We start from the raw sequence: 22,154 nt of genomic DNA, 5'->3' as shown, positions 1-22,154 counted from the left end.
CAACCAAGCGGGGGCGTTCCATGAGCTTTTCGTTTTCAGAACTCGACTTCCTCAAGCCTGAACTCGGTGCTGAATATACCGGCCAGGGAACGCATTTCGCGGTGTTTTCCGCCCATGCCGAACAGATGGAGCTCTGCCTCTTCTCGCCCGATGGCAAGGAAGAGGTCGCGCGCATGGCGCTGCCAAAGCGCGAGGGCGACATCTGGTCCGGCTACATCGCGGGCGTCGGCCCCGGCACGGTCTACGGCTATCGCGCTCACGGCCCTTACGACCCGCAGGCCGGCCATCGGTTCAATCCGAACAAGCTGCTGCTGGACCCCTATGCAAAGCAGGTGCTCGGCGAACTCAAATGGGATGACGCGCTTTACGGATACACGATCGGCGCCAAGGACGACGACCTCTCTTTCGACGACCGCGATAGCGCCCCTTATATGGTCAAGGGGATCGTGCAGGACCCGGATTTTGACTGGGATGGAGACCAGGCCATCCGCCGGACCTGGACGGACACGATTATCTACGAGGCGCATGTGCGCGGGATGACGATGACACATCCCGATGTGCCCGACGAGCTGCGCGGCACCTTTCTCGGCATGTGCAGCGAACCGATCATCGACCACCTGACCAAGCTCGGCATCTCGGCGATCGAGCTGCTGCCGATCCAGCATTTTCCAAACGATCGCTATCTCCTGGAAAAAGGCCTTACCAATTACTGGGGCTACCAGACGCTGGGCTTCTTCGCGCCGCAGCCGCGATACCTGTCGGGAAGCAAGATCACCGAGTTCAAGACGATGGTGAAGGCGTTCCACGCCGCCGGTATCGAGGTCATCATGGATGTGGTCTACAACCACACCGCCGAGGGCAGCGAACGCGGACCGACGCTCTCTTTCCGCGGGCTCGACAATGCCAGCTACTACATCCTCTCCCCCGACGATCCTCGCCACACCTACGACACGACGGGCACCGGCAACACACTGAACGTTGCGCACCCCATGGTCATGCGCATGGTGCTCGACAGCCTGCGCTACTGGGTCGGCGTCATGCACGTGGATGGCTTCCGCTTCGACCTCGCCAGCACGCTCGGGCGCCAAGACCTCGATTTCGATCGCCAGGGCATCTTCTTCGGCGCGATCCGTCAGGATCCGATCCTGTCGGGCGTGAAGCTGATCGCCGAACCCTGGGATGTCGGCGAAGGCGGTTACCAGGTCGGCGGCTTTCCCCATCCGTTCCGCGAATGGAACGACAAGTTTCGCGATGACACCAGGCGCTTCTGGAAGGGCGACGGCGGCATGGCGCCCGACATCGCGTCGCGCCTGACCGGCTCGCAGCTGCAGTTCAACCACTCCGATCGCGCGGCGACATCATCGGTCAACCTCCTGTCCGCCCATGACGGCTTCACGTTGATGGACACCGTCTCGTTCAATGACAAGCACAACGAGGCAAACGGCGAGGACAATCGCGACGGCCATTCGGACAATCACTCCGACAATATGGGCGCCGAGGGCTCGACCGACGATGCCGGCATCCGCGACGCGCGCGCGCGCCGCCGCCGCAACATGATGGCGACGCTGCTTCTCAGCCAAGGCGTGCCTATGATCGTGGCCGGCGACGAGGTCGGCAACAGCCAGGGCGGCAACAACAACGCCTACTGCCAGGACAACGAGATCGGCTGGGTCGACTGGTCGGGCCTCGACGATCCCTTCCTCGGCTTCTGCCAGAAGATGATCGCGCTGCGCAAAGACCACCCCGAGCTTCGCCAGGAGCGCTTCCTGACGGGTGCCGTCGGCGAGGATGGGCGCACCGAAATCGCCTGGTACCGTCCTGATGGCGAGGAGATGGGTGAAGACGATTGGAACGATCCGGAGCTTCGCCTGCTCAGCGTCTACATGTCCTACAGCGCCAGCACGCCTGACGTCGACAAGAGCGCTGGTGTGTTCATGGTGTTCAACGCCGGCGGAGACTGCGAGGTCCGACTGCCTCAGGTAAACGGGATCGAGGAGTGGAGCCGTGTGCTGGCGACTGGTGCGGACGAGCCATTCATCAGACTTGATGTCAGTGAACCGCTGACCGTCGAGCGCGAAAGCGTGGCCGTGTTCGTGCCGAGGACCAGCTAAGCGAAACCCGAGCGCGCGCAGCAGCGCTGATTTACTTCAACGCTGCGCGTCGCCCTCGTCGAGCGCAGCCATCGCCTCGGCAAGCGCCGCGCGTACCCGCGCGCGCTCCTTGGGATCTAGCTGACCAAGATCGAGGTGCAGGTCGAGCCCCGAAAAATGCTCGCTCATGACACGGATCGCGTGATCCTCGCCAAGCAGCAGGCCATTGACGGCATAGGGCACGATCTCCCGCTGGATGCCCTTCATCGTGATCGGCGGTAGTGGCGTGGCGTCGACAATATCCTGCACCAGCGCATAGGTTTCGTAGCTGATCACGATCTTGCCGCCCTCGGCGATCGATTGCAGGCGGGCGGCCAGATTGGCCTCGGCGCCGATGATCGTATAGTCCATCCGGTCATTGCTGCCGAAATTGCCGACATTGCAGTAGCCGCTATTGATCCCCATGCGCACGACGAACGGCTCTTCGGTGCCGTCGCCGCGCCATTTCGCTTTCAGCTCGCCAAGCCGGTGCTGCATGTCGATCGCCATTTTCAAACAGGCTTTCGCATCTTCCGCCGCCCCATTGGTCTCGGGATCGCCGAAGAAGACAAGCACGGCGTCGCCGATGAACTTGTCGAGTGTGCCGCCATGCTTCAGCGCGATCGCCGACATCTCGGTCAGGTATTCGTTGAGCATTTCCGTCAACGCCTCCGGCTGCAGGCGTTCGGTCGTCGCGGTGAAATCCTTGATGTCCGAGAAGAAGATCGTCAGCCGCTTGCGTTCGGTATGAACCACGACATCCTTCTGGCCACTGAAGATCCCCTTGTAGATCTGTGGCGACAGGTAGCGGGAAATCTTCATCGATATGCTGGCCAGGAATTCGTTGGCGGATTCCAGGTCGCGGTTGAAGCCCTGGATCAATGCCGCCTGCCGTTGCTGCAGCAAAATCAACGCCATGCCGAGACCAGCTGAACAGAGAAAGTAAAGCAGCAGGTATTTGAAGGCGAAGACGTTGGCGGCAAAGGGCTGCCGGATGATGACCTCCTGAATGCCGCGAACGTCGCCAATCTTCCAATCTCTCTTTGGGCTCTCTGGATGCGTGTTATGGCAGGCAACGCAGGCTTGAGCCATGAGCACCGGCGTGACTAGGCGAAACGTATTGGTGAACCCGCTTCTCTTGATATCGCTCAAGGTCTGTTTTGGATCGGCCCGCAGCGCAGCCAGCGAGGCGGTCTCGAAACGGTCGAGATCATGCGGCGCCCGCTTGTTGAACGGCAGGTCGGAAACGAAGCGATAAGTGATGTTCGCCTGCTGTTGCTTGATCACATCTCCAAGCTCAAGAGAGAGCGTCGCGGGTATGGGGATCGCGCCGGGAATGGTGGCGTATTCGTGGGTGACCGGCGTGCCGCTATCCATTCCAGCCGCGTGTGCCGCCAGTATCCGGCCGACGACATTGGTCGCGTAGTAGGAGCGAATGCTTGTTATCAGCGAGCTCATGTCCTGGGCCTGCCGCTTCAGCGCGCTTTGCGAGAGATTGCTGACATCCATCCACACGGCAAGCGGCAAGCCGGCCAGCATCGCGATCACCACGGCGGTGATGAAGTAGCCGTTCTTCCTCGCAATCGAACCATGATCAGCATCGCCTGCCACGCACCACCTCGTTTTCAACACGGACCGTCCTGGTCCGGACGCGAACTTGAAAGACTGAATGCCATGAAGATGCCGTCGCGGGGAATCGGACGATCAGGCGGCGACGCGCTGGAATAATTGCACGGCGCCTGATCAGCGTCGAGCGAGACGGCAACGAAACCTTCGACTTAAGTGGGATCTGCCGCCATTTGCATTCCCGTATGCGAATTCCCATATATTTTGAAGGAAAATCAGGATTCGGCACTGGAAGCTGGCCAAAAGCGCACCGCAATTTACGGAAATCGAACCATAAGCTGTTGCTTTCTGCAACAAAACCCGGTTGCTTAAGAAATTCGACCGGTCGGGTTGATAGGGTGGATGCGGTACGTAAAACAAGACGGCTTGTGAAATGCCACGCTTGGCATCAGGTTCAAATGATGATCACGTTAGCGCGGTGGGGTCGGACCATTTTGAAAAAGCGATGAGTAAAGATCTCTTTCAAGTAAAGTTCTGGGGCGTTCGCGGCAGTATCCCGGTCTCCGGACCTGAGTTCGATCGCTATGGTGGCAACACCTCATGCATCGAGATTCGCTGTGGCGAACACCGTATGATCTTCGACGCGGGCTCCGGCGCGCGCGAGGCCGGGCTCTGCATGCTCAACGAACAGGTCCGCGACGTCGACCTGTTCTTCAGCCACTGTCACTACGACCACATTATCGGGCTACCGTTCTTCAAGGCCATCTACTATCCATCGATCGATCTGCGCATCTGGTCCGGCCATCTCGACGGCAAGATGACCACGCGTGAGATGATCGAGCAGTTCATCAGCCCGCCATGGTTCCCTGTCAAAACCGACATCTGTCAGGCGACGATGAGCTTCCGCGACTTTCGCGCCGGACAGATTCTGGAGCCGCATCCGGGCGTCAGGATCAAGACCTTCATGCTGAACCACCCCGGCGGGGCCATCGGTTATCGCGTCGAGTATCAGGGCCGCTCCATCGCGCTGGTCTACGACATCGAGCACACGCCAGGCACTCATGACCCCGTTGCGCTGGAAATGATGAAGGACGTCGATCTCGCCGTCTACGACTGCACCTACAACGAAGACGAAATGCAGCGTTTCAAGGGCTTCGGCCACTCGACCTGGGAGCATGGTATCGAACTGGCGAAAATGGCTGGCACCAAGCAGTTCGCGCTCTTCCACCACGCGCCATCGCGCACCGATGCGCAGCTGGAAGACATGGAAAAGCAGGCGCAAGCCGCCTTCCCGAGCTCGTTCGCGGCCCGGGATAACCAAGTTCTGGAACTCTAGGCTTCGACCAAAGAAGCCGCCGATTTCCAGGCGACGGCAGGATGGGCGCTTGTCTCGACCAGAAGGTTGGCGAGGAACGCCCAGGCGGTCTCATCATGCACGAGGTGATGCGTGAGAATGCCGATCGGCTCGGCATCATCATCGAAGCGGGCCCGCAGTTCCTTCACCACGTCAACTACCAGCTCGTCATGCGGCCTGCCGCCACGGATTCCGTGCCAGTTCATGATATCGACGTGGGTATTCAGCAGCGGTATCGGGCTTCCCGATTTCGCGCGCCCATAGACGGACAGGACCTCAAGACCAAGCGCCGGCAATCCCGAAATGACCGCGCCGTTGATCCTGTTCCAGGGCGGTACTAGCATCGAGATGAAATGTGGGCCGAACAGCCGTTGCAGAATGGCAAAGCCGTCGCGCAACTCGCCAAGCACGATATCCGGTGCGCGATGGGCGCCGAGCTCCTGCTTCTTCTCGTCAGGGCCTGCGTGGTTGGTATGCGACCATCCATGCAAGGCCACCAGCACCTGCCGCTCATCAGCCAGTCGCGCTGCCAACCGCTCACCGGTGGACGCCGGGATGACGGCGAGCGTCAACGGCACATTGGCCTCCGTAGTGAGCTTCAGCAGCTGTTCCAACGCCGGCGTCGGCTCGATCGCATCGTCGTCGCGAAGCCAGAAGCGGGCGGTCTTGCCCGCTGCCTGCCACCGGTCGAGCTCAGTCCGCAATGGCGTCCAGATGTCGTGAGCCGTCATCATTGTCTTCCTGTGTATCTGCATAAAATCTCGTCGATCGCCTTTGCCGCGATTGCAAGCGATCGTTCGGCCAGCACGAAACGGCGTGCCGCGTTCGCCATCTCGGTGCGTTTCGAGGCATCGTCGAGCAGTTCGCTGATCGCTGAAGCGTAGGCGACGACGTCCCCCTCTGCCGTCAGTAATCCGGTCAAGCCAGACTGGACGACTTCCGGAACGCCCGCCGTGTCCTGAGCGATCACAGGCAGGCAGGCCGCCTGAGCCTCGAGATAGGCAAGCCCATAGGCCTCGCCACAGCCCGGCCATGCGTAGATGCCCGATCTTCCAAGCTCCTGGACGATATCATCGGCGCCACGCTCTCCGAGCCAATCGATTCGTCCGGGCTCGAATATTGAGAAGAGGCGTTCGACCTCACCACTCATCGGACCGTCACCCACGATGGCAAGCGTCCACGGCTTGTCCCTTATCGCGGCGAGCGCTTCGGCGAGCATTGCGTAGCTCTGCATCTTGTCACCGGCGCGCATCATCGCGACGGTGATCAGCCGTGTCGGTTCCGGCGTTGGCTGGAGGCCTTCAAATGCCGCCGTATCGATAAAGGGGGCGAGTGCCGCGATGTGCGCTTCGGGGATTGCCCGCTCAAGACCCTGTCGGTCGCGCCGCGTGAAGCCGATATTGACCGCGGCATCCCGGACCATCACGCCGATCCGCGCCTGATATGGCGCCCAATCGGTCTGATCGCGTTTGGGGGAATAGGATGCTTCCGCGGTGACAAGGGGAACGCCGAATTCCGCGCAAAGTGCCGGTCCGAACGGATCGACGGACTTGTAATAGGGATGATAGCAGAACCATAGATCAGGCTTATTTCCGCCCGCCCACGCAGCCCGCAGCCGCTGCAGTTCAAAGGCCGCCTCGCCTTCGACCTTTGCCGCCGCCTCCGGCGTCGACGCAAAGCTGCGGAATTCGGATACGACGTCGACCGTATGCCCGCCCATTTGCAAGGCGCGGATCAGCAGCCGCGCCATCAGCCGGTCGCCCGAGGGCACCGGATGGTTGGGCGACTTCAGCGGTGCGTAGAATGCTATGCGCATGTGGTCACGCAGTTTGAGACGCAGTGTTCAAGACCGGCCCCTGTGCCCGCCGGGCGAAAGTTTGCTATGGTCTTCATCCTTACGGCTTGCTGACGAACATGTGACGTGCACGGACGGTCGAAAGGCGGCAATAAAACCTCAATTGCCCTATCACTAGTGCAAATGTGATTTGGGTTTCAAGAACGGTATTGAATGGCGAGCGGCGCAGTCAGCAGCATTTTTTCGGAACGCTCGATCAGGCGCGCGCGGCTTGGCTCCGGCCTTGTCATGTTCGCCTTCGCGTTCCTGCATTTCTCCAATCATGCGCTCGGCCTCATTTCCGTTTCAGCAGCCGAAGACGGCAGGCGGTTTTTCACCGCGCTTTGGCGAAATCCGGTCGGCACGCTGGCGCTCTACGGTGCGATCCTCACCCATATCGCGCTGGTCTTACGCTCGATCTACATCCGCCGCAGCCTCGTCATGCCCAAGGGCGAGCTTGCCCAGATCATTCTCGGCCTGGCAATTCCCATCTTGTTGATCGACCACGTGATCGGCACGCGCGTCGTTCATGCGCTCTACGGTTACCGTGACAACTACGAAACCATCATGCGCACGCTGTGGATCACAGCCCCCGGCAACGGGCTACGCCAGGTGGTCGCGCTCGTGTTCGTCTGGTTCCACGGCTGCATCGGCCTCCACTACTGGCTGCGTTATCGCAACTGGTACAACGACATCGCGGCGTCGCTGCTGGTCGTTGCCATTCTCGTGCCGGTTCTCGCCATTCTTGGTTTCATCGAGATGGGCCGCACCATTGCCGAACCGGCTTACGAGGGGATTGCAGATAGTAGTCGCTACGAATCAAACCTCAATTCCCGCTACATGAAGGATCCCGAGGCGATCGCCGAGGTGAGGATGATCCGCACCGGGCTATACGGCTCGTTCGCGGGCGCCTTGTTCCTTGTCGTCGCGGCCAGAACGCACCGCCGATGGAGGGAGCGTGTCGACCAGATCACGGTGCACTACCAGGGTGGTGAAGTGGTGCGCGTTCCGCGCGGCTTCACTGTTCTCGAAGCGAGCCGGCTGGGTGGGATACCGCATTATTCCGTCTGCGGCGGCAAGGGCCAGTGCTCGACCTGCCGGGTACAGGTGCTGAGCAATCTTGAGGTGCTTCCGGCTCCAGACCGGATGGAGCAATCGACGCTGAAGCGGATCAACGCCGCACCCGATGTCCGGCTTGCCTGCCAGCTGCGCCCGACGCAGGACGTGACCGTGGTGCCGCTTCTGCTTCGCGCGACGGAGACCGCGCTGCCCGCCAACACGCAGGAGACGACACCCGGCCGCGAGCGCGAGATCGCCGTGCTCTTCTGCGACATCCGCGACTTCACGGCGCTGACCGAAGATCGCCTGCCCTTCGATATCGTCTTCCTGCTGAACCGCTATTTCGCGCTGGTTGGCAATGCTGTCGAGAAGGCCGGCGGGCGTGTCGACAAGTTCATCGGCGACGGCGCAATGGCGCTCTTCGGGATCGGCACCTCGCCTGAGGAGGCTTGCCGCCAAGCACTGACGGCTGCGGCATCGATCGCGCGCGACATCGAAAAGCTGAGCGAGGAACTGTCGGACGAACTGTCGATGCCGCTGCGCATCGCCATCGGCATTCATACCGGCCCGGCGGTGGTGGGAACGCTGGGCTTCGGCCGCGCCCGCAGCACGACGGCGATCGGCGACATGGTGAACGTCGCCAGCCGCCTGGAAGCCGCCGCGAAGGAGTTTGAGGTTGCGCTTGTCGTCTCCGAACCGGTAGCGGCTCTCGCCGGTGCCGACATGGGCGGGATAGAAAGTCGTGAAATCAGCGTCAGAGGCCGCGCGCTGCCCTTGAAAGTCTATGTCATTCCGCGAGACAAGGCGATCGAACTGCTCGAAGGACAGACCTGATGCCCGGCCAATCGCGGCTGACCGCCAAATACTGGATGAAGCGCTGGCGCAGGATGCGCAACGCGATCGCCCGCAAGCTCTTAGATACGCGCACCGGCCGCCGTGTCCTGATCGAAAGCATCGGGCCGCGCGTCGTCTCGATGACGGTCGATGCCGGCGATCACCTGATGACCTTCTCACCTTCTGACTACATTGGCCGCAAGGTGTTTCGCAAAGGCCATTTCGAGCGCGATCACGTCGATCGCTTGCTGAAGATCCTGCGGCAGCGCGGCCTGTTGCGCGGTGACAGTCAGCTGCTTGAGATCGGTGGCAATATCGGCACGCAGACGGTCTATTTCGCGCTCAGCGGCGCCTATCGGCACATCGTCACGATCGAGCCGGATCCCCGCAATTTTCCGCTGCTGCAGCTCAATCTGCGGCAGAATCGGCTCGACGCGAAAGTTACGGCGGTCAATTGCGCGGCCGGCGACATGTCCGGCGAGATCGATTTCTTCATGAATGCCAACAATCACGGCAAGAGCAGCGCGATCCGGCAAAGCGCCAGCGACACGAAGATCAGCGTTCCGGTCCGGCCGGTGACGGAAATCCTGGCCGACCTTTCGATCGACCCCGCCGCAATCGGCCTGGTCTGGATGGATATCGAAGGATATGAGCCGGTCGCCTGCCGGTCCATGGTGCCGCTGCTATCGCGCCGCGTGCCGCTCTACATGGAGTTCACGCCGAGCTTTTACGGCCCGACGCAGACAGGCGAATTTATCGCCACGCTTGCCGGTTTCTACGATCGCTGCCTTGTCTTCTTCGAAGACGGAGAGAAGGAAATGGCCGTGACGGACCTTCCCGGAGACATCGATCAGTACGACGTGCTGTTCCTGCCCTGATCAACGCCGACGGTAAAGATAGTAGCGGCCTTCCTTGATGCCTGGTGGAAGCGGAAGCGGCTCAAGCTCTGGCCGTTCGATCGGCAGACCACTGACAGCGATCCCTCCCGTTGCCAGAACGCCAACCATCAGTTGCGGCAGCCATGTCAGCGTCACCGCATCGATCTCATCGTGACCGGTGCCAATATCGGCATGCGCGAGAGCAGCACCGATGCCGAGGAAGGCTTGGCCCGATTCGCGGATCTCGCCGGTCACCATGTTCTCGGCCGGAGGCGTCGAGGACGAGTAGGAGCGTACATCGCGGTCGAAGGCGATGATGCGGCGATCGGGAAAGTGCTCGCGCAGATGATCGTAGGTCCGGCCGTTGCCAAGCCCGAACTCAAGCACGGGGCCGTCTATCTTTTGAACGAGATCGACGATGGAATTCAGAATATCACGCTGGGCCGTCAAACGGCGAATGAAGCTGTCGAGGCGGCTCATTTGCGACTGTGTCCGTTCGTAGTTCTTGATTGCGGATGCGAAAGCATCACGCTGATGGGATGAATTCATGCCTTCCGCGAGCGATTGCTGCGAAGCCGATGCTGCACGGTTTCGCAGCCACGCGTTGCAAGCATGGATGTTGGCGACAGAGCTAACGGCAAAGGGTCAAGCGTGCAAGCCGACATGCGCCGACATACGGCAAACTCACATGAAGGTTATCGTCTTCGCGGCCCGCGTGACGGATTGAAATTGGCCAAGATCGGTCCGCGCCGAAAATGCCATTGCCGCAGATCGGCCTGTCTGTTCTAACTCTCTTATGAACGACATTTCCGATGACAGCTTCTTCGCCAGCGTGCCGGTCTTCGATCAATTCGAAGGCGTGACAGATACGAACAATTATCGCCGCCTGCCCGATGATTGGGTGTTGGCGCTTGCCGATATCGTCGGGTCGACGCAGGCGATCATGGATGGTCGCTACAAGGACGTGAACATGGCCGGCGCGAGCGTCATCTCCGCCGTGCTCAACGCGCTCGGCAAGGGCGACTATCCCTTCGTTTTCGGCGGCGACGGCGCAATCGTCGCCCTGCCCGGCTCGATGGAAACGGCGGCGCGTGAAGCGCTTGCCGCCGCGCAGCGATGGGCCGAGGAAGATCTGCAGCTGACACTGCGCATTGCCCTGGTGCCGCTCAGCGACATCAGGCGCGAGGGATTGGACGTGCGCGTCGCACGCTATTCGGCGAGCCCATTCGTCAGCTACGCGATGTTTGCGGGCGGTGGCGGCAACTGGGCCGAGAGGCAGATGAAGGAAGGGCGATACGCCATCGAGCCGGCACCGACGGGCACGCGCCCGGATCTGACCGGCCTTTCCTGTCGCTGGAACCCGATCGAATCCCGCAATGGCGAAATCGCCTCGATCATCGCGGTGCCGGGCGACCGTGGTGTGACGCCGGAATTCAGGCAGCTGGTTAGCGACGTGGTCGCCATTTCCGCCGAACAGAGCCGCGACGCGCATCCGGTACCGGCCGACGGGCCGGCGCTTGGCTTTTCGTTGAAAGGCATCAACCGCGAGGTCCGGGCGACGGCGCCGCATACGGGGCGGCTGCGGCAGCGCATGATCATCATGCTGCAGATCGCGCTCACCGTAATCTTGCACAAGCTGAACCTGAAGTTCGGGAACTTCGACGCCCGGCTCTACAAGCGCGACGTCGCCGGCAATTCCGACTTTCGCAAATTCGATGATGGCCTGAAGATGACGCTCGACATCGATGCGCATCGCCTTGGTTTGATCCGGGCGCTGCTGGAGAAGGCGCAAGCCGATGGCATCGCGCGCTATGGCCTGCACAGCCAGACATCGGCACTGATGACCTGCTTCGTGCCGACGCCGCTATCGCGCGATCATATGCATTTCATCGATGGAGCAAGCGGCGGCTATGCTGTCGCCGCCAGCCAGATGACCGGCAAGACGCTGTCGATCGACGAAGTCACGCCTTGACGATGGTCTCGGCGGCAATCCCCAGCCGCGCAAAGACGTTGCGCGTGTCGACGATCAGCGCGCCGCTTTCGGCAAGACGCTTGTAGTCGACGCCATCGTGATCCGTCGCGATCAGGATCGCGTCATAGCCTGCAAGCACCTCATCGGTAAGCTCTATCGACTTCCGCCCCTTCAGCGCCTGATACTCACGCGTGGACGGGATTTCTGGCACATGCGGATCGTGATAATCCGCGCGGCCACCACGTTCCTCGATCACCTCGATCAGCCGCAAGGACGGGCTTTCGCGAATATCCGCGACGTTCTTCTTGTAGGCGAGGCCGATCATCAGAACGCGCGAGCGGCTGAGCGCCTTGCCGACGCGGATATCCAGCGCTTCCGCGAGCTTGCCGACCACATAGCGCGGCATCGCCGAGTTGATCTCGCCGGCGAGCTCGATGAAACGGGTGGGAAGTTCGTATTCGCGTGACTTCCAGGTGAGGTAGAAGGGATCGATCGGGATGCAGTGTCCACCCAGCCCCGGTCCGGGATAGAACGGCATGTAGCCGAACGGTTTGGTCTTGGCCGCATCGATCACTTCCCAGACATCGATGCCCATGGCCGCGTAGACCGTCTTCAGCTCGTTGACGAGCGCGATATTGACCGACCGGAAGATGTTTTCCGTCAGCTTGACGGCTTCGGCGGTCGCATTCGACGACACCGGAACCACCGTCTTCACGGCAGCGCCATAGAAAGCGGACATCAACGACAGAGCCTCAGCGCCGTCGCCGGCGACGACCTTGGGGATCGTGGCCGTATTGAAATGCTGATTGCCGGGGTCCTCGCGTTCCGGCGAGAAGCCGACGAAGAAGTCGGTTCCGGATTTCAGGCCGGTTTTCTCAAGGATGACCTTCACAACATCATCAGTCGTTCCAGGGTATGTCGTCGATTCCAGCACGACGAGCTGGCCCTTGCGGAGATGCTCGGCGATCGTCCGCGACGTCGCTTCGACGAAGGACAAGTCCGGATCGCGATGCTTGGTGAGCGGCGTCGGCACGCAGATGATGATGACGTCGCAATCGGCAAGGCCGGCAAACTCTGTGGTCGCCGTAAATCGCCCAGCATCGATCTGAGCCTGCAGATCGGCGCTGGTGACCGCATCGATATAGGAGCTGCGCGCATCGATGGCGACGATCTTCTTCGGATCGACATCGAAGCCGGTGACCGCGAAGCCGCTACGGGCGATCGCCATGGCGAGCGGCAAGCCGACATAGCCGAGGCCGATGATGCCGGCGCGTGCCGTGCGGGTCTCGATCTTGTTGGAAAGATCGTCGAATACAGAGGTGCTTTGCAAAGCGGGTCTCGCCTGAAACAGAAAGGAACTCTGATCTAGTGTAAGATCGCGGCGAATTAAACCCGCCAAACGGCATATTGGACAACTGACGCGAACGTGAACACGCGGTGTCATCTGGCAGGGCGTTCGTCGCGGTGTTGCTAAAATGACTCGGCCTCCCGCAGACATTTGACCGAGCAGCGGAATTTGGTCCGCGCCCATTGTCTCGTGCGGATCGCGGACCTATCTAGAGTGTATAACCAACCATCAAAAGGCAGCTTATCAGGCCGCATTCACCTGTGGCCTGACAGGTACCTCCGCCGCTGTGGCGGATCGTTGACACAATAATACTGCTCGTTCATCCTCATTTCGCCTGGCGCACATGGTGTGGCTGGACGATTATCCGACGTTTTTTCGGGGGTGACGCGCCTTATGAGGATATTGGCAGGCATGGGCGCGATCGATACTCGGGTTTCTTCAATTCTACTGGACCGTGTTGCCGAGTGGCTGACGAATTCGTCGCTTGCCGGCGACGATCTCGAAAACATCGTCCGCGGTTTCTGCGAGCGCATCGGGGCTGCAGGCCTTCCGATCGCGCGCGTTCACCTGACTTTCTCGATGCTGCATCCCCTGTACGATGCGCTGAGCTTCACCTGGCGCAGGGCAAGCGGCGTGACGATCGAAGGGTATCGCCATGCGGCGGGGCAGAAGCCTGATCGCTTCCTGCAGAGCCCTTACTATTATCTCCTCGACAACAATTTGCAGCATATACGACGCCACATCCCGGCCGATGGGCCGGTGGAGTTTCCCGTGTTCGCCGATCTGCGCGCCGAGCGGGTCACCGACTATCTCGCCTTCGTGCAGCCTTTCGGCGATGGCTCTGTGCAGGGCATGATGGGTTCGTGGTCGACCGACAGCCACTCCGGCTTTTCCGACGACATGATCGACGCCCTGTTACGCATGCAGAACCACCTCGCCGTTGCCGCCAAGATGGCGGTGCTCGGCAAGCTCGCCAACAACATGCTGACGACCTATCTCGGCGGCGATGCGGGAAAGCGCGTCTTGAACGGCCAGATCCGCCGCGGAGATGGCGAAACCATCCGTGCAGCGCTCGTGATGGGCGATATGCGCCAGTCGACGGTCTATGCCGAGAAGGAAGGCCGCCAGAATTACATCGATACGCTGAACCAGTTCTTCGATGCGATCGCGGCACCTTTCAACCGCAATGGTGGCGAGATCCTGAGCTTCATCGGCGATGGCTTCCTGGCCGTCTACCCCTGCGGCCGCCACAAGGACCCGTCGAAGATCGCCTGTCAGTCGGCCTTGTCTGCCGTTCACCAGGCGCAATCACGGGTGGCCGAGCTTAACAGCGAGCGACAGGCCAATGGCCTCGGCAAGATTGCCTACGGCATCGGCCTGCATGTGGGTAACGTCATGTTCGGCAATGTCGGCTTGAAGGACAGGCTGACATTTTCGGCCTTTGGTTCCGCCGTCAATGAAGTCCAGAGGTTGCAATCGCTGACCAAGAAATATTCGCGAGAGGTCGTCGCGAGCCAGGCCTTCGCCGGCTATTGCGGTGGCGAATGGACGACGCTGGGCGAGGAAAAGCTGCGCGGCGTGCGCCAGAAGATCACGGTGCTGCAGCCGCATGCGCCGGCCCCGCATCCGCATACCGAGCAGAGCTTCCACGACGTGCCCCAGGACGCCCTGTCGGAGGCAGAGCAGGTCATCCTCCTGCACCGCGATGCGCGCAAGCACGCCAAGGCGCCAACGGCCGACAAGTTCATGCAGTAACCGCTCCGCCCAAACCGTCTGTGGATGGCCGGATAAAAATGCTGAAATGCCCCCAATTTCAATGTGTTCGTCATCAACTGGACACCCTGATTGCCGTACGCTAGTGTCTTCGTAACGGGAACGAAGAAAACTGGGGAATTTCATTGGTATGGCGTCCGCGTCCGATCTGCTGCGCATCGAAAATCTGGATATCTCATTCTCGGTTTTCGGCGACAAACTGCGTGTCGTAAAGAACGCGAATTTGCGCATTTTGCCCGGCAAAGTGACGGCGCTGGTTGGCGAGTCCGGTTCGGGCAAGTCGGTCATCAGCCAGAGCATCATGGGTATCCTGCCCAACCCCGCGCAAGCGTCGGGAAGCATTCTCTTCACCGACCCTCTTGATGGGAAAGCCACCGATATCCTGAAATATTCGCGTGACAGCGAAGAGATGCGCGATCTGCGCGGGCGCCGCATGGCGACCATTTTCCAGGAGCCGATGACATCGCTGTCGCCGCTGCACACGGTTGGCAACCAGATCAGCGAGTCGCTGCTGATCCATACGGACGCAACGAAGAAGGAAGCGCGGCAGAAGACAGAGGAGATGCTCGGCCTTGTCGGTTTCGCCAACCCGAAGCGCACGTTCGACATGTACCCCTTCGAGCTCTCGGGCGGCATGCGCCAGCGCGCCATGATCGCCATGGCGCTCATCTGCAACCCTGCCCTGTTGATCGCTGACGAGCCGACCACCGCGCTCGACGTGACGATCCAGGCGCAGATCCTCGAACTGCTGCGCGATCTGCAGCACAAGCTCGGCATGGCGATGTTGTTGATCACCCATGATCTCGGGGTCGTCGCCAACATGGCCGACGAAGTCGTGGTGATCTACCATGGCGAGATCATGGAAGCCGGGCCGGTGGAATCGATCTTCCGTAATCCGCAGCACCCCTATCTCAAGGGCCTGATGGCGGCCGTTCCGCACTTCGACATGAAGGAAGGCGAGCGGCTGAAGGCGCTGCGCGACGTTCCAGTCAATCTCGAATCCCTCGTCGGCAAGAAAAAGGCCAAGGTGGCGGCCGAGGGACCGGAAGTGTTGCTGTCGGTCAACAATCTGACCAAGACCTTCAAGACACGCAACCGCGGCCTGTTCGGCATGCGCGATCACGCGGGCGTTCGCGCGGTCGACGATGTCAGCTTTGATATTCGTCGCGGCGAATGCCTCGGCCTCGTCGGTGAATCCGGCTGCGGCAAGACCACCGTCAGCAAAATCCTCATGCGGGCGATGTCGCCGGATAGCGGCTCGGTAATCTTCAACGACGGCAAAGATGTCGTCGATGTCCTGTCCGTCACCGGCGACGATCTGCAGGAGCTGCGCACCAATATCCAGATGGTCTTCCAGGACCCAGTGTCGTCGCTGTCTCCACGCATGACCGTTCGCAATATCCTCAGCGAGCCGCTCGAGATCCACGACCGCGGCGACAGCGCGGAACGCAATCGCAAGGTCGAAGCGCTGATGGGCGCGATTGGGCTGGATAAGCGCTATCTCAACCGCTACCCGCACAGCTTCTCCGGCGGCCAGCGCCAGCGCATCGGGATCGCGCGCGCTCTGGCACTCGGGCCGAAGCTCATCATTCTCGACGAGCCCGTCTCGGCACTCGACGTTTCGGTGCAGGCGCAGATCCTCAATCTCCTGAAGGATCTCCAGAAGGAACTGGGGCTGACCTATCTGTTCATTTCGCACAATCTGGCCGTGGTCGATTACATGGCCGATCGCATTGCGGTCATGTGCAAGGGCCGCATTGTCGAGATCGCGCCGCGTGAGATCATCCTGCGCGATCCCGTCCACCCCTACACCAAATCGCTCCTGGCAGCTGTCCCCTTCCCCGATCTCGACCGTCCCCTCGACTTCGAGGCGTTGCGCAAGAACGGCGCTGCCGACAAGCAGAATTGGGGCGTGACCTTTACCGCCGAACATGACGACGCATCGGAACTCGACTATGCCGATCTCGGCAACGGGCATTTCGTGCGCGCGCGAAAAGGCGCCGATGCTAGGGAGTTGCGCGCATGGTAACGCGTCGTGGTTTCATCGGCGGATTGGTTGGCGCGGCGATTTCGCCATCACTGGCGAAAGCAGTGGAAGATCGGGATATCGAGCCCGAATTCCTGCGCGACTGGCTGCGTGCAGATCGCATCCCGCCGATGGTGGAGCGCCTGCCGACCCATCCGAGGATCATCAACATGAAGGCCACCGGGCGGCAGCCCGGCGTCTATGGCGGCACCGTGCGCACCATCATCGGCAGCGCGAAAGACATCCGCTACATGACGGTCTACGGCTATTCCAGGCTGATCGGCTACGACACCAAGCTCCAGTTCCAGCCCGACATCCTGATGGGCTTCACCTCGGAAAACGACTCCGTCTTCACCTTCCATTTGCGCGAGGGACATCGCTGGTCCGACGGATCGCCGTTTACGGTGGATGATTTCCGCTATTGGTGGGAAGACGTCATTCTCAACAAGGACTTGACGCCGGGAGGCGGCGCGCTGGAGCTTCGTCCACACGGAAACCTGCCGCGCTTCGAGGTGCTCGACCCCGTCACCGTGCGCTACACCTGGGATCGGCCGAACCCGAACTTCATGCCGGCGCTTGCCGGCCCGCTGCCGCTGGTCATCTACGGGCCGGGGCATTATCTGAAGCAATTCCACAAGAAGTATCAGGACGACTTTCGTCTTTCGGCGCTGATGAAGCAGAACCGGGTCAAGAAATGGGCCGATCTGCACATCAAGATGTCGCGCGCTTCTCGCCCTGAAAACCCCGATCTGCCGTCGCTCGATCCCTGGGTCAACACCACGCCGCCGCCGGCCGAGCAGTTCGTCTTCGTGCGCAATCCGTTCTTCCATCGGATCGATGAGAACGGCGTGCAGCTGCCTTACATCGACCGGTTCATCATGGGTGTCAGCTCGTCCTCGATCATCGCCGCCAAGGCGGGCGCGGGTGAATCCGACCTGCAGGCCACCGGCGTAGACTTCAACGATTACACCTATCTCAAGGATGCGGAAAAGCGCTTCCCCGTGAAGGTCAATCTCTGGAAGCAGGTGCGTGGCTCGCGAGTGGCCTTGCTGCCAAACCTCAACTGCGCCGACGACGTCTGGCGCAAGCTTTTCCGCGAGACGAGCTTCCGGCGCGCGCTTTCGCTCGCGGTCGACAGGCACGAGATCAACATGGTGGCGTTCTACGGCCTCGGCAAACCGAGCGCAGACACCGTTCTGCCGGATAGCCCGCTGTTCAAGCAGGAATATGCCGACGCCTTCATCGCCCATGATCCTGATGAAGCCAACCGCCTGCTCGACGAACTGGGGCTGACCCAGCGCGACAGCGAAGACATCCGCCTGCTGCCCGACGGGCGCCGCGCCGAGATCACGGTGGAAACGGCCGGCGAGAGCAATCTCGATACCGACGTGCTCGAACTGGTGCGCGATCACTGGCGCGAAGTGGGCATTGCGCTTTACACCCGCACCTCGCAACGCGACGTCTTCCGTGACCGCGCCATGAGCGGACGCATCATGATGTCGATCTGGTTCGGCATCGACAACGGTGTGGCGACCGCCGACATGTCGCCGAGCCAGCTGGCGCCGACCATGGACGACCAGCTGCAATGGCCTCTCTGGGGCATGTATCATCTGTCCGCCGGACAGGCTGGAACCGCGCCTGATCTGCCGGAGGCCGAGCAGCTCGTCAGCTTGCTCAGCCATTGGGGCGCGACCTCTCATTTCGAGGAGCGCCAGGCGATCTGGCACCAGATGCTGTCGCTCTACACGCAGCAGGTCTTCTCGATCGGATTGATCAACAGCACGCTGCAACCCATTCTGAAATCGGCGAAATTGCAAAACGTGCCGGAGCAGGGCCTCTATGGCTTTGACCCGACATCCTATCTCGGCATCTACATGCCCGACACCTTCTGGTTCAAGGAGGCCTGAGCGATGTTGAGATATATCCTCTGGCGCATCGCCGCCATGGTGCCCACGCTGTTCATCATCTCGGCGCTGGTCTTCACCATCATCGAACTGCCACCTGGCGACTTCTTCGAAAGCCAGATCGCCGAATTGCGCGCGCAGGGCGAGAACGCCAACCTGCAGGAGATCGAGGAACTCAGGAAACAGTACGGTTTCGACAAGCCGGCCGTGGTCCGCTATTTCTACTGGGTCGGCGGCATGCTGCATGGCGACTTCGGCTATTCGTTCGAATACCAGCTCCCGGTCTCCGAAGTGGTGGGCGACCGGCTGTGGTTGACCATTCTGGTCTCTTTCGCGACTATCCTTTTGACCTGGCTGATCGCCTTTCCGATCGGCATCTATTCCGCGACCCATCAGTATAGCTGGGGCGATTACGGCCTGACGCTGTTCGGCCTGCTCGGCATCGCCATTCCGAACTTCATGCTGGCGTTGATCCTCATGTATTTCGCCAACATCTGGTTCGGGGTTTCGATTGGCCACTTGATGGACCAGAAATATCTCGCAGAGCCGATGAGCTGGGAAAAGGCGAGATCGATCCTCTCGCATCTGTGGATCCCCGTGATCATCGTCGGCACAGCGGGCACCGCAGGCATGATCCGGCGGCTGCGCGCCAATCTGCTCGATGAGATGCAGAAGCAATATGTGGTGACTGCGCGCGCCAAGGGTCTTCATCCATTGCGCGCACTGCTCAAATATCCGCTGCGCATGGCGCTGAACTTCTTCGTCGCCGATATCGGCTCGATCCTGCCTTCGATCATATCGGGCGCGGAAATTGTCGCGATCGTGCTGTCGCTTGAGACCACCGGCCCGATGCTGATCAAGGCGCTGCAGAGCCAGGACATGTATCTCGCCGGCTCGTTCCTGATGTTTCTGGCCTTCCTGAATGTCATCGGCGTGCTGATATCGGACATCGCCCTCGGCTTCCTCGACCCGCGTATTCGCCTCCAAGGCAGGAGCACCAAATAATGTCGCCCTTGCCCCCACCCGGCGCACCGATGCCGCACTATGTCTCGACCGCGCCGTTCGATCCGATGGCGACCGAAACCATGACGGCGGCGCAATCGCGCATCCACCTGGCTTCGCAAAAGCAGCTGATGTGGTGGAAGTTCAAGCAGCACCGCCTGGCGCTGGCCTCGGCGGTATTCCTGATCGCCGTCTACCTGATGATCATCGTCGTGGAATTCGTGGCGCCCTACGGGCTGCACACCAAGAACGTCGATTTCATCCACTCTCCGCCGCAGCGTGTGCACTTTTTCAATGACGGCAAGTTCGTCGGCCCGTTCGTCTATGGCCGCACCATGTCGCTGGATATGGACACGCTGCACCGGCTCTACAGCGACAAGCCAGATGATGTGCAGCCGATCCGCTTCTTCTGCCGCGGCGACGCCTACAAGTTCTGGGGCGTGTTCGATTCGAACCTGCATATGGTCTGCCCTGCCGAGGGCGGACAGATGTTTCTGCTCGGGACCGACCGGCTGGGGCGCGACGTGCTTTCGCGCATTCTCTACGGCGCTCGCATATCGCTGACGATCGGCCTGATCGGTATCTCGATCAGCTTCTGCCTTGGCATCGTCATCGGCGGCCTTGCGGGCTATCGTGGCGGCGTGTTCGACCTGATCGTGCAACGCCTGATCGAAGTGCTGCAATCTCTCCCGAGCCTGCCGCTGTGGATGGCGCTGGCGGCGATCATGCCGGTGACGTGGAGCCCGCTTGTCATCTATTTCGGCATCACCATCATTCTCGGCATTATCGACTGGACCGGTCTGGCGCGCGCCGTGCGCTCCAAGCTGCTGGCATTGCGTGAGGAGGATTATGTGCAGGCTGCGCAGCTGATGGGCGCCAGCACTTCGCGCGTGATAGGGCGGCATCTCGTGCCGGGCTTCATGTCGCACCTGATCGCCTCGGCAACAATTTCCATTCCGAGCATGATCCTGGGCGAGACCGCGCTGAGCTTCCTCGGGCTTGGCCTGCGTCCGCCGATAACCAGCTGGGGCATTCTGCTGACGGAAGCCAAGAGCGTAAGTGTTATTGCGTTCTATCCGTGGTTGCTTTTCCCGATTATACCTGTGGTCTTGGTGATTTTGGCGTTCAACTTTCTGGGAGACGGGTTGCGCGATGCGGCTGATCCCTACAAATAACGGCCTGCGGCGATCCACCGTGATCCGTCGCAAGCGTCGTTGAAAGCGGCGGTGCTAGATGATGTATAGCCCGGAAGGAATGTCCATGGCCCGGCGCCTGGAAGACGCACGCATCCTCATGTATAGCCACGACACGTTCGGGCTCGGCCATCTGCGCCGCTGTCGCACCATCGCGCATGCCCTGGTCGAGGATTATCGCGGCCTGAACATCCTGATCATCTCAGGCGCGACGATCGCCGGTGCCTTCGACTATCGCGCCCGCGTCGACTTCGTAAAGGTCCCGAGCGTCATCAAGCTGCGCAACGGCGAATACACGTCGATGGCAAGCCATATCGATCTTCAGGATACGCTGAAGATGCGTGAATCGATCATCCGCCACACGGCCGAGACGTTCCAACCCGACATCTTCATCGTCGACAAGGAGCCGATGGGGCTGAAGGGCGAGGTCGAGGAGACGCTCAACTATCTGAAGGCGCGCGGCACGACACTGGTGCTCGGCCTCCGCGAGATCATGGACGCCCCTCACCTGCTCGACGCCGAGTGGAAGAAGAACGGCGTGATGCAGAAGATCGATCAGTATTACGATTCGATCTGGGTCTATGGCCCGCCTGATTTCTATGACCCGCTTGTCGGCCTCGATGTGCCCGCCAGTGTTCGGCGCAAGATGGACTTCGTCGGCTTCCTGCAGCGCAGCGTTTCGGCCAACAAGACCTCGATCAATGCCCGCAGCGACGATTATATTCTCGTCACGACAGGCGGCGGCGGCGATGGCTCCGATCTGGTCCACGACGTGATGAATGCCTATGAGCAGGACCCGACCCTGCAGCAAAAGGCGCTGGTCGTGCTCGGTCCCTATATGCCTGCGGCCGAACGAACGACGCTGGTGCAGAAGGGATCGAAGATCCCCTATATCCAGGTGATCGAGTTCGACAACAACATGGAAGAGCTGATCGCCGGCGCCGCTGGCGTGGTGGCGATGGGCGGCTACAACACCTATTGCGAAATCCTCTCCTTCGACAAGCCGGCGCTGATCGTGCCCCGCGTCAAGCCGCGCGAAGAGCAGTTGTTGCGCGCGCAGCGCGCCAGCGACCTTGGGCTCGTCGAAATGCTTCTGCCGGAAGCATCGGCCGACGCCGCCGTCATGGCAGACGCGCTGAAGCGCCTGCCACACCGCCAGCCGCCCTCAATGAGCGGATCCAACATGCGGCTTGAGGGCCTCAACCATATCTCCGAGACAGTCGGCAGCTGGCTCGACAACCGTGGCCGCCACCTTTCCGTCGTCGGCGCCGAGTGAAAGTCG

Annotated in this window: 16 protein-coding genes; 11 read left to right on the top strand and 5 right to left on the bottom strand. The window is 60.8% G+C overall.

Translation table 11 applies throughout. From position 1 onward, the window contains the following. Window positions 1–20: 20 nt before the first annotated feature. Window positions 21–2,111: a glycogen debranching protein GlgX gene (gene glgX, locus ACVTFQ_RS21355; RefSeq protein WP_112949391.1), complete on the top strand. Its 2,091-nt coding sequence runs from the start codon at window positions 21–23 to the stop codon at window positions 2,109–2,111. A gap of 36 nt (window positions 2,112–2,147) precedes the next feature. Here glgX and ACVTFQ_RS21350 read toward each other — a convergent pair whose 3' ends face one another. Continuing rightward, window positions 2,148–3,668, bottom strand: a complete 1,521-nt coding sequence (locus tag ACVTFQ_RS21350; protein WP_413391234.1) for an adenylate/guanylate cyclase domain-containing protein — start codon at window positions 3,666–3,668, stop codon at window positions 2,148–2,150. 532 nt (window positions 3,669–4,200) lie between these two features. On the opposite strand from ACVTFQ_RS21350, the gene ACVTFQ_RS21345 reads away from it, so the two are divergent. Further along, on the top strand, window positions 4,201–5,031 hold the full coding sequence (locus tag ACVTFQ_RS21345; protein ID WP_112436644.1) for an MBL fold metallo-hydrolase: 831 nt from the start codon (window positions 4,201–4,203) through the stop codon (window positions 5,029–5,031). Here ACVTFQ_RS21345 and ACVTFQ_RS21340 read toward each other — a convergent pair. After that, on the bottom strand, window positions 5,028–5,780 hold the full coding sequence (locus ACVTFQ_RS21340; protein ID WP_112949392.1) for a polysaccharide deacetylase family protein: 753 nt from the start codon (window positions 5,778–5,780) through the stop codon (window positions 5,028–5,030). The two genes, ACVTFQ_RS21345 and ACVTFQ_RS21340, sit on opposite strands and share 4 nt — an antisense overlap. Beyond that, window positions 5,780–6,865 carry a glycosyltransferase family 4 protein gene (locus tag ACVTFQ_RS21335; protein WP_112949393.1) on the bottom strand — a complete coding sequence of 362 codons (1,086 nt, stop codon included), beginning with the start codon at window positions 6,863–6,865 and terminating at the stop codon, window positions 5,780–5,782. Before ACVTFQ_RS21335 ends, ACVTFQ_RS21340 begins: the two co-directional genes overlap by 1 nt. 192 nt (window positions 6,866–7,057) lie before the next feature. Between ACVTFQ_RS21335 and ACVTFQ_RS21330 the strand changes: the two genes are divergently transcribed. Both ACVTFQ_RS21330 and ACVTFQ_RS21325 read left to right on the top strand, forming a co-directional pair. Continuing rightward, window positions 7,058–8,776 carry an adenylate/guanylate cyclase domain-containing protein gene (locus ACVTFQ_RS21330; protein WP_112949394.1) on the top strand — a complete coding sequence of 573 codons (1,719 nt, stop codon included), beginning with the start codon at window positions 7,058–7,060 and terminating at the stop codon, window positions 8,774–8,776. Beyond that, window positions 8,776–9,654 carry an FkbM family methyltransferase gene (locus ACVTFQ_RS21325; RefSeq protein ID WP_112949395.1) on the top strand — a complete coding sequence of 293 codons (879 nt, stop codon included), beginning with the start codon at window positions 8,776–8,778 and terminating at the stop codon, window positions 9,652–9,654. Before ACVTFQ_RS21330 ends, ACVTFQ_RS21325 begins: the two co-directional genes overlap by 1 nt. On the opposite strand, the gene ACVTFQ_RS21320 is transcribed toward ACVTFQ_RS21325, so the two are convergent. Then, window positions 9,655–10,134 carry a class I SAM-dependent methyltransferase gene (locus tag ACVTFQ_RS21320; RefSeq protein ID WP_111560949.1) on the bottom strand — a complete coding sequence of 160 codons (480 nt, stop codon included), beginning with the start codon at window positions 10,132–10,134 and terminating at the stop codon, window positions 9,655–9,657. Window positions 10,135–10,450: 316 nt separating this feature from the next. On the opposite strand from ACVTFQ_RS21320, the gene ACVTFQ_RS21315 reads away from it, so the two are divergent. After that, window positions 10,451–11,626: a DUF3095 domain-containing protein gene (locus ACVTFQ_RS21315; protein WP_112949397.1), complete on the top strand. Its 1,176-nt coding sequence runs from the start codon at window positions 10,451–10,453 to the stop codon at window positions 11,624–11,626. On the opposite strand, the gene ACVTFQ_RS21310 is transcribed toward ACVTFQ_RS21315, so the two are convergent. After that, window positions 11,616–12,956: a nucleotide sugar dehydrogenase gene (locus ACVTFQ_RS21310; protein ID WP_112949398.1), complete on the bottom strand. Its 1,341-nt coding sequence runs from the start codon at window positions 12,954–12,956 to the stop codon at window positions 11,616–11,618. The two genes, ACVTFQ_RS21315 and ACVTFQ_RS21310, sit on opposite strands and share 11 nt — an antisense overlap. Before the next feature lie 429 nt (window positions 12,957–13,385). Between ACVTFQ_RS21310 and ACVTFQ_RS21305 the strand changes: the two genes are divergently transcribed. From ACVTFQ_RS21305 to ACVTFQ_RS21280, 6 genes are all read left to right on the top strand, one after another. Further along, window positions 13,386–14,729 (top strand): adenylate/guanylate cyclase domain-containing protein, encoded by a 1,344-nt coding sequence (locus ACVTFQ_RS21305; RefSeq protein WP_470423998.1) that lies wholly within the window; start codon window positions 13,386–13,388, stop codon window positions 14,727–14,729. 148 nt (window positions 14,730–14,877) lie between these two features. Beyond that, window positions 14,878–16,776, top strand: coding sequence for an ABC transporter ATP-binding protein (locus ACVTFQ_RS21300; protein ID WP_112949400.1), 1,899 nt, complete (start codon window positions 14,878–14,880; stop codon window positions 16,774–16,776). After that, on the top strand, window positions 16,770–18,680 hold the full coding sequence (locus ACVTFQ_RS21295; RefSeq protein ID WP_112949401.1) for an ABC transporter substrate-binding protein: 1,911 nt from the start codon (window positions 16,770–16,772) through the stop codon (window positions 18,678–18,680). The genes ACVTFQ_RS21300 and ACVTFQ_RS21295 overlap by 7 nt, the downstream gene beginning before the upstream one ends. Window positions 18,681–18,683: 3 nt before the next feature. Beyond that, on the top strand, window positions 18,684–19,682 hold the full coding sequence (locus ACVTFQ_RS21290) for an ABC transporter permease (RefSeq protein ID WP_047504155.1): 999 nt from the start codon (window positions 18,684–18,686) through the stop codon (window positions 19,680–19,682). Next, a complete protein-coding gene (locus ACVTFQ_RS21285) occupies window positions 19,682–20,854 on the top strand; it encodes an ABC transporter permease (RefSeq protein ID WP_162717986.1) in 1,173 nt (390 codons plus the stop codon). Before ACVTFQ_RS21290 ends, ACVTFQ_RS21285 begins: the two co-directional genes overlap by 1 nt. 85 nt (window positions 20,855–20,939) lie before the next feature. Then, window positions 20,940–22,148 carry a glycosyltransferase family protein gene (locus ACVTFQ_RS21280; RefSeq protein WP_047504158.1) on the top strand — a complete coding sequence of 403 codons (1,209 nt, stop codon included), beginning with the start codon at window positions 20,940–20,942 and terminating at the stop codon, window positions 22,146–22,148. Window positions 22,149–22,154: the final 6 nt, after the last annotated feature.

The sequence above is a fragment of the Rhizobium sp. O111 genome (assembly GCF_055616315.1).
Note: the sequence above shows the minus strand (reverse complement) of the source record. Positions and strands in the feature narration are given on the sequence as shown.